The organism is Fimbriimonadaceae bacterium (assembly GCA_019638775.1).
Lineage (GTDB): Bacteria > Armatimonadota > Fimbriimonadia > Fimbriimonadales > Fimbriimonadaceae > JAHBTD01.
This window is the reverse complement of sequence record JAHBTD010000117.1, coordinates 1-1,128: the sequence shown is the minus strand read 5'-3', so window position 1 is coordinate 1,128 and position 1,128 is coordinate 1. Positions and strand designations below refer to the sequence as shown.

Below are 1,128 nucleotides of genomic sequence, written 5' to 3'. Positions count from 1 at the left end.
TTGCCTCGTGCTTGACGGCGTTTACCGTGTCCAGAATGGTGCGGCGGAATTCCACAGCGCACGGTCACCGACGACTGAGCAGTTGCAAAGACTGCTTAGCCAGATCATCCAGCGCATCATGAAAGCATTGACCCGTAACGGCGCGCTTATTGAGGAAGAGGGGATGAGCTACTTAGCTGAAATGGAAACGGACGCGGCGCTGAGTCCACTGCAATCGGCGGCCTGCACCTACCGGATAGCACTCGGTCGCCGGGCAGGGCAGAAGGTGCTGACACTGAAAACTGCGCCCACACAAAATGTGCAGCCACAGCCAGACAAAAAATACTGCGTTAATGCACATGGGTTTAGCCTACATACCGGGGTGCGTTGCGCCATGAATCAGCGTAAGAAATTGGAACATCTGTGCCGTTACATCACGCGACCGGCGATTGCTAATGAACGGCTAACACTCAATGGTACTGGGCAGGCGGTGCTGACGCTAAAAACGCCTTATCGGGATGGCACGACGCATATTGTCATGTCGCCACTGGAATTCATGCAACGGCTGGCCGCATTGGTTCCTCGGCCAAGACTGAACCTTATCCGCTTTCATGGCGTGCTCGCACCCAATGCCAAGTTGCGCCCAAAGATTATTCCAGGCGAGAAGAAAGGCAAAAATAGCCCATCCGATGCGAATGACGATGCACAATATCCCCCGGTTTCCGTGCGTATTAGTTGGGCGCGCCTGTTAAAGCGGGTGTTTGATATCGACATCGAACACTGTCCGCACTGTGGCGGGGATATGAAAATCATCGCCGCCATCGTGGAGAAAGCCGCAATCACTAAAATTCTTGATCATCTCGGTCTACCTGCCCGGGCACCGCCTAGAGCACCTGCACAAATCTTTGATCCTTTCGAGCCAACCTGATCCCGTGCTCGCTCCTTTCAATCCTCTTCATCACGGAACTGACCTTTACCCTTGGGCGTCTTTCGCCTAAAGCGCCAAAATGCGGCAAAATCTTTAACTTTTCGTGCTAACTGAACCGAAATATAGTCATTTTTCGATCGATTATCACCGTGTTTGACAGCTGAGCCAGCTTTCGGTACATTCAAAATTCATGGAAAAGGTGGTTTATTTTTCCTATACCC

Annotated in this window: 1 protein-coding gene; it reads left to right on the top strand. The window is 52.0% G+C overall.

Translation table 11 applies throughout. The annotated features are described in order from the left end of the window. Nucleotides 1-907: transposase (locus KF784_20355; GenBank protein MBX3121409.1), on the top strand; the 907-nt coding region annotated here is incomplete at its 5' end. Nucleotides 908-1,128: the final 221 nt, after the last annotated feature.